General features: G+C 60.6%; 5 protein-coding genes and 1 pseudogene. 1 reads left to right on the top strand and 5 read right to left on the bottom strand.

The features are described 5' to 3' along the window. Together WS75_RS12175 and WS75_RS12170 are read right to left on the bottom strand one after the other, a co-directional pair. A partial coding sequence (locus tag WS75_RS12175) for an amidohydrolase family protein (RefSeq protein ID WP_156429768.1) occupies positions 1–308 on the bottom strand: 308 nt, incomplete at its 3' end. Between the two features lie 18 nt (positions 309–326). Continuing rightward, positions 327–494, bottom strand: a complete 168-nt coding sequence (locus WS75_RS12170) for a DUF1427 family protein (RefSeq protein WP_059680695.1) — start codon at positions 492–494, stop codon at positions 327–329. Between the two features lie 102 nt (positions 495–596). Here WS75_RS12170 and WS75_RS12165 point away from each other — a divergent pair, with 102 nt between their 5' ends. Then, entirely contained in the window at positions 597–1,520 is a 924-nt protein-coding gene (locus WS75_RS12165) for a LysR family transcriptional regulator (protein WP_059680694.1), read from the top strand. Positions 1,521–1,542: 22 nt separating this feature from the next. Here the strand turns inward: WS75_RS12165 and WS75_RS12160 are convergent, their stop codons facing one another. The 3 genes and pseudogenes from WS75_RS12160 to WS75_RS31970 form a co-directional block, all read right to left on the bottom strand. Further along, entirely contained in the window at positions 1,543–2,229 is a 687-nt protein-coding gene (locus WS75_RS12160) for a hydrolase (protein ID WP_059680693.1), read from the bottom strand. Positions 2,230–3,123: 894 nt separating this feature from the next. Next, positions 3,124–4,692 carry an outer membrane protein assembly factor BamB family protein gene (locus tag WS75_RS12155; protein ID WP_082729575.1) on the bottom strand — a complete coding sequence of 523 codons (1,569 nt, stop codon included), beginning with the start codon at positions 4,690–4,692 and terminating at the stop codon, positions 3,124–3,126. A gap of 212 nt (positions 4,693–4,904) precedes the next feature. Next, positions 4,905–4,981, bottom strand: a pseudogene (locus WS75_RS31970) (porin); the annotation flags it as partial.

Below are 4,981 nucleotides of genomic sequence, written 5' to 3'. Positions count from 1 at the left end.
CGCTTGAGCATGTCCATCGCGACCGCGAGCGACGGCACGCCGTCCCAGCGCAGCTCAAGGTTGTAGTTCAGGCCGCCACGAATCACGTGGCAGTGGTTGTCGATCAGGCCCGGCAGCACCGGCCGCCCGTCGAGATCGACTACCTTCGTCGTGCGGCCCGCGAGCGGCATGACGTCCGCTTCGCTGCCGACAGCGACGAAGCGGCCGTCCTTGATCGCGACGGCAGTCGCGACGGGGTTCGCTCGATCGAGTGTCGTGATGCGCCCGTTGTGCAGGATGAGATCCGGTTGAGTATCGGTTGCGCTCATGGTATGTCCTTGATGTGGTCAGAAACCGAGCCAGTGACGAATAGGGCCGACGGCCTGTGCGCCGATCAACATGCCGGCAAGGCCGATCAGCGCGATTAGCGGCGGCGCAGGCGAGCGCACCCTGATCACGCTGTACACGACGCCGATCAGCACGCCGGCAGCCAGTGATAATAGATAAGATTCCATAACGAATTTTATTCCCGGCCGGATTAGAATGATCCGCATCGCAACGGCCGATCGATTCGCCGCCGTCATACTTACTTCGCACTCCTACCACTCTTCCAAACAATGCAAAACATTCCTGATCTCGAAGCTTGGGCCATCTTTGCGCGTGTCGCGGAGACGGGTTCGTTCGCGAAAGCCGCCGACACGCTCGGCCTGTCGCAGCCGACCGTATCGAAAGCGATCGCACGCCTCGAAAAGCGCCTCGGCGAGATGCTGCTGTACCGCACGTCGCGCAAGCTGTCTCTCACGCCCACCGGCGAACTGCTGCGCGACCGCGTGAGTCGCCTGCTCGCCGATGCGGAACTGATCGAAAGCGAAGCGTCGGCGCAAGCGCTCGAAGCGCATGGCCTCGTGCGCGTGAACGCACCGATGTCGTTTGGGCTGCGCCATCTGTCGCCGCTGCTGCCCACGTTTCTCGAGCGCTATCCGCGTATCGACATCGATCTCGTGCTGACCGATCACATCGTCGACATCGTGTCCGGCGGCTTCGACGTCGCAATCCGCATCGCCGAGCTCAGCGATTCGTCGCTGCGCTCGCGCAAGCTGTGCGCGGTGCGCCGCCCGCTCGTCGCATCGCCCGCGTATCTCGACCAGCGCGGTCGCCCCTCGCATCCGCGTGACCTCGAACATCACATGTGCGTCATCTACACGAACCTGCCGACACCCGAGTACTGGCGCTTTCATCACATTTCATCAAGCATAGAATTCGGCGTACCTGTGCAAGGCCGCATCCGCACGAACAACTCCGACGTGATCTTGCCCGCGTTGATCGACGGAAACGGCCTGGCACTCCAACCCGAGTTCCTCGTGCGGGACGAACTACAGCGCGGCGAACTCGAAGAAGTGATGCACGACTGGAAGATCGCCGACATCGACGTAAACCTCGTCACACCGCCCGGTACGCTGCGCGCCGCGCGCGTGACGGTACTGCTTGACTTCCTCGCGGAACACTTCTCGCACGCGCCGTGGGCGCTGCCTGCTGCCTGAGGGCGCCACGACCGGCGGCCCGTTACTTCGCCGGCACGGTCGGAATCGACTCGTGTGGCGTCGCGGTACGCTGCGGTGCCTTGTGGACCATCGTGTACGCGTAGTCGACGCCCATGCCGTATGCGCCGGAATGCTCCTTTGCGATCGCCATCACCGCGTCATACGTCTCGCGGTGTGCCCAGTCACGCTGCCACTCGAGCACGACCTGCTGCCAGGTGACGGGCACGACACCGGCCTGGATCATCCGCTGCATCGCGAAGTCGTGCGCGTCCTTCGACGTGCCGCCCGACGCGTCGGCCACCATGTAGATCTCGTAGTCACCTTCGAGCATCGCGCTGAGCGCGAACGTGGTATTGCAGACTTCCGTCCAGAGCCCCGACACGACGACCTTCTTGCGACCATTCGCGGCGAGCGCGTCGCGCACCTTCTGGTCGTCCCACGAGTTCATCGACGTGCGCTCGAGCGTCTTCTGATTCGGGAACACGTCGAGCAACTCGGGATAGGTGTAACCCGAGAAGCTGTCGCTTTCGACGGTCGTGATCGTGGTCGGGATGTTGAATGCCTTCGCGGCCTTGGCGAGCCCAACGACGTTGTTCTTCAACGTCTGGCGATCGATCGACTGCACACCGAATGCCATCTGCGGCTGCTGGTCGATGAAGATCAACTGGCTGTTCTGCGGAGTAAGTACTTCAAGCTTGGAATTGCTCATGGCACATGGAGTCCAGTGACGAATGACAGAAATCTGACTTTGGAGCAAATTCGGGAGTCAACCTACCTTGATGCGTCGGACCGAAATTCCATCGGCCGACCTCATTTAATACATAAAATACACACCCGTACACCCCAAAAACAGAATCGATCCAATTCGCGGAATACACCGATCATTTATCACACTTTTCCCTCACCTTTTCACATACACGAAATATTAATTCCGCACACGAAAGCGGCGCTTTAATGGTGGAAAAGCATGCGGTTGCGACTCTCTTCATACAGATGTTGCGTAAGCAACCCTTGCCAACACTCCCGTGTGGAGAACGAGTAGTTACGATTATCAAATCACGCGAATCAATACTCTATAAAAGACAGGTATAGAGCCGAAAGTGGACATCTCGTCTATTTATAGGCTGAATTTTTCAGAAAATTCATCGCTGGAGACCCGAAGAGTCGGCGAGGGAATTCCACATCGCTCGAAGAGAAATTGCAACATCGATCGGTTCATTCCGCACGAACTGCGACGCAATAATCCGACGTCGTCGAAGTCTCCGCGGGCGCCGACGTTGACAACGGCCTCCATCATGCCGTTGCACGACACCGCATTCGACATCGCATCGTTCACCACGACCGGCTTAGCAATGCGTGCTACTCGCGCCCGGCCGACACCGCGCATCGATGATCGCACTCGCGCGAAGAGGGGGAGCCCGGAACGGCATCGGACGGCTGCCCGGCGTCGCATCGCGCCCGGAATGCACATTTGTGCCGCTGTCGACATGCATCCGGCTGGCCGCCGTCTCATGCCAATCGGGAGGTGCCATCAGGCGCCTCCTTAAAGGGTCAAGCAACCGTCGAACACAGCCGGTCACGCACGTAACCGGCTGTTCACCTCTCACTGTTTCGCAGCGAGCCCGAAGGCGTATAGCTTGTGACTGCTGCCGTCATATGGCAGGCCGAGCACCTTGGTGTGATAGCCGGCACCCCAGTAGACCGATCCGTCGACGATGGCGGCACCCGACACGACCGCACCGTTATTCGCATGGCTCCACTTGATCGCGCCGGTAGCCGCATCGAGCGCATACATGCTGGTGCCCGTGCCGGCCAGCGACCCGGCGTAAACCACACCATTTGCAGCCGACATCGCGACCGTGTCCATCTTGCCCTGCGGGTCCGCCGTGCGCCACAGAACCTTGCCGGTGGCCGCATCAACCGCCGCCCAGATTCCGCCCTTGGTTGTCTTCGCACCGTTCGGACCGTTGTCGACATCGATCGATTCTCCATTCAGATTGCCGATCGAAACGTAGATGCGCTTGCCATCCGCGGCCGTACCCCACATCACGCCGCCCAGCAGGCTGCCCGGGCCGACCTGGGTATGCCAAATCACCTTGCCGGTCTTGGGATCGAGCGCCCAGTACACGCCGCTCTTCGCGCCCGCGCCCACCAACGTTCTCTCCTTCCCGTTGATGGTCGCCTTGAACAGGTTGGGCCCGGAGCCGAAATCGTAGTCCGGACCATCTTCGTGATCGTAGTTGGTCGACATGTCGGCCGCCAGGGTACGGCTGTGCCAGACCACCTTGCCGGTCTTCAGATCAAGCGCGACAAAGCTGTCGATCATGTTGTCCGGCGTATCGGATTTGCAGTTCTTCTGTGTCGGATAACGGCAATGGCCCGGCGGCACCGAGAAGTTGTTGCCGGTGGTCACGTAGAGCAGGCCGGTTTCATGATTGACCGCGGCCGTGTTGCCCCACACCGACCCGCCGGTGTAACCCTTCGGGACCATGTAGGTCTTCCACCGAATTTTTCCGGTCTTGGCATCGAGCGCAACCACTGCACCGCGATATGTCGGCTTGTCCTTGAGTGCTTCGGCACGCGACGAGAGGCCGACATACACCACGCCTCGATCGACGATCGGCGATTGCGTGATGATCGCGGTCGGGTCCGCATCCACCTTGGTCCGCCAGAGCGGCGCGCCATCCTCGGCCTTGGCAGCCAGTATGAACGCTCCGGTCGGATTGTTCGCGATCTGCGTACCCTGACCGAAGATCAGCGTGCCTTCCCAGTATGCAGGGCTGGTGCGCGAGGCATCATTTCCGATGCCGCTGTATTCGGAGATCTTCTTCTTCCACTTCACCTTGCCACTGGCAGCATCGACCGCCCACAGCGAGCCGCCGAAGTCAGGTACATATACGGTGCCGTTCGCTACGGTCGGCGTGGCCGAAACGTTACCGTCGGTATCCAGCGTCCAGCGCGGCGCGAGCCGAGAAACGTTGTCGACACCGATAATGTGCTCGTCGGGCGCGGTGCGCGTGTTGTCGACACCCTGTCCGGCGAAGACCCAATCTGCTGCCGCGGTCGGTCCACTTGCAACCATGCCGAACAATGCGAGTGCTCCGACCATAGCCGGCGCACGCCGGCACCACGAAGCCGCAAGCCCGTCGTCTCGAGTGTTGAATTTCTTCATGACATGACCTTACCAAGAGGGGAGTGACTGGTGACAGGCCGAACAAGAATGGCCGTCGATGGAAAAACCTCGGCGAACCGAGGCAGCGAGGAGCAGTGAGGACGTTCCGCATGGGAACGCGTATGTCGTGGTATCGAAGCCGTGACTGAAGATGCAATCGCAGGGTACGCGGCGTACGAAACCACGAGACCCGTGCGCCGGCGTATGTTTGATCAGAACGTATGCATCATCCCGACATACGCGCCCGTCTGCGACTCGCCCGTCATCGGGCTCGTGCCCGACGTCGCGT

The organism is Burkholderia sp. FL-7-2-10-S1-D7 (genome assembly GCF_001524185.1).
Taxonomy (GTDB): Bacteria; Pseudomonadota; Gammaproteobacteria; order Burkholderiales; family Burkholderiaceae; genus Burkholderia; species Burkholderia diffusa.
This window is presented reverse-complemented; position numbering and strand designations above follow the sequence as displayed.

What these genes read in the sequence shown, in the direction of transcription:
- WS75_RS12170 (WP_059680695.1), bottom strand. Translation starts at nt 494, where the DNA reads ATGGAATCTTATCTATTATCACTGGCTGCCGGCGTGCTGATCGGCGTC.
- WS75_RS12165 (WP_059680694.1), top strand. Translation starts at nt 597, where the DNA reads ATGCAAAACATTCCTGATCTCGAAGCTTGGGCCATCTTTGCGCGTGTC.
- WS75_RS12160 (WP_059680693.1), bottom strand. Translation starts at nt 2,229, where the DNA reads ATGAGCAATTCCAAGCTTGAAGTACTTACTCCGCAGAACAGCCAGTTG.
- WS75_RS12155 (WP_082729575.1), bottom strand. Translation starts at nt 4,692, where the DNA reads ATGAAGAAATTCAACACTCGAGACGACGGGCTTGCGGCTTCGTGGTGC.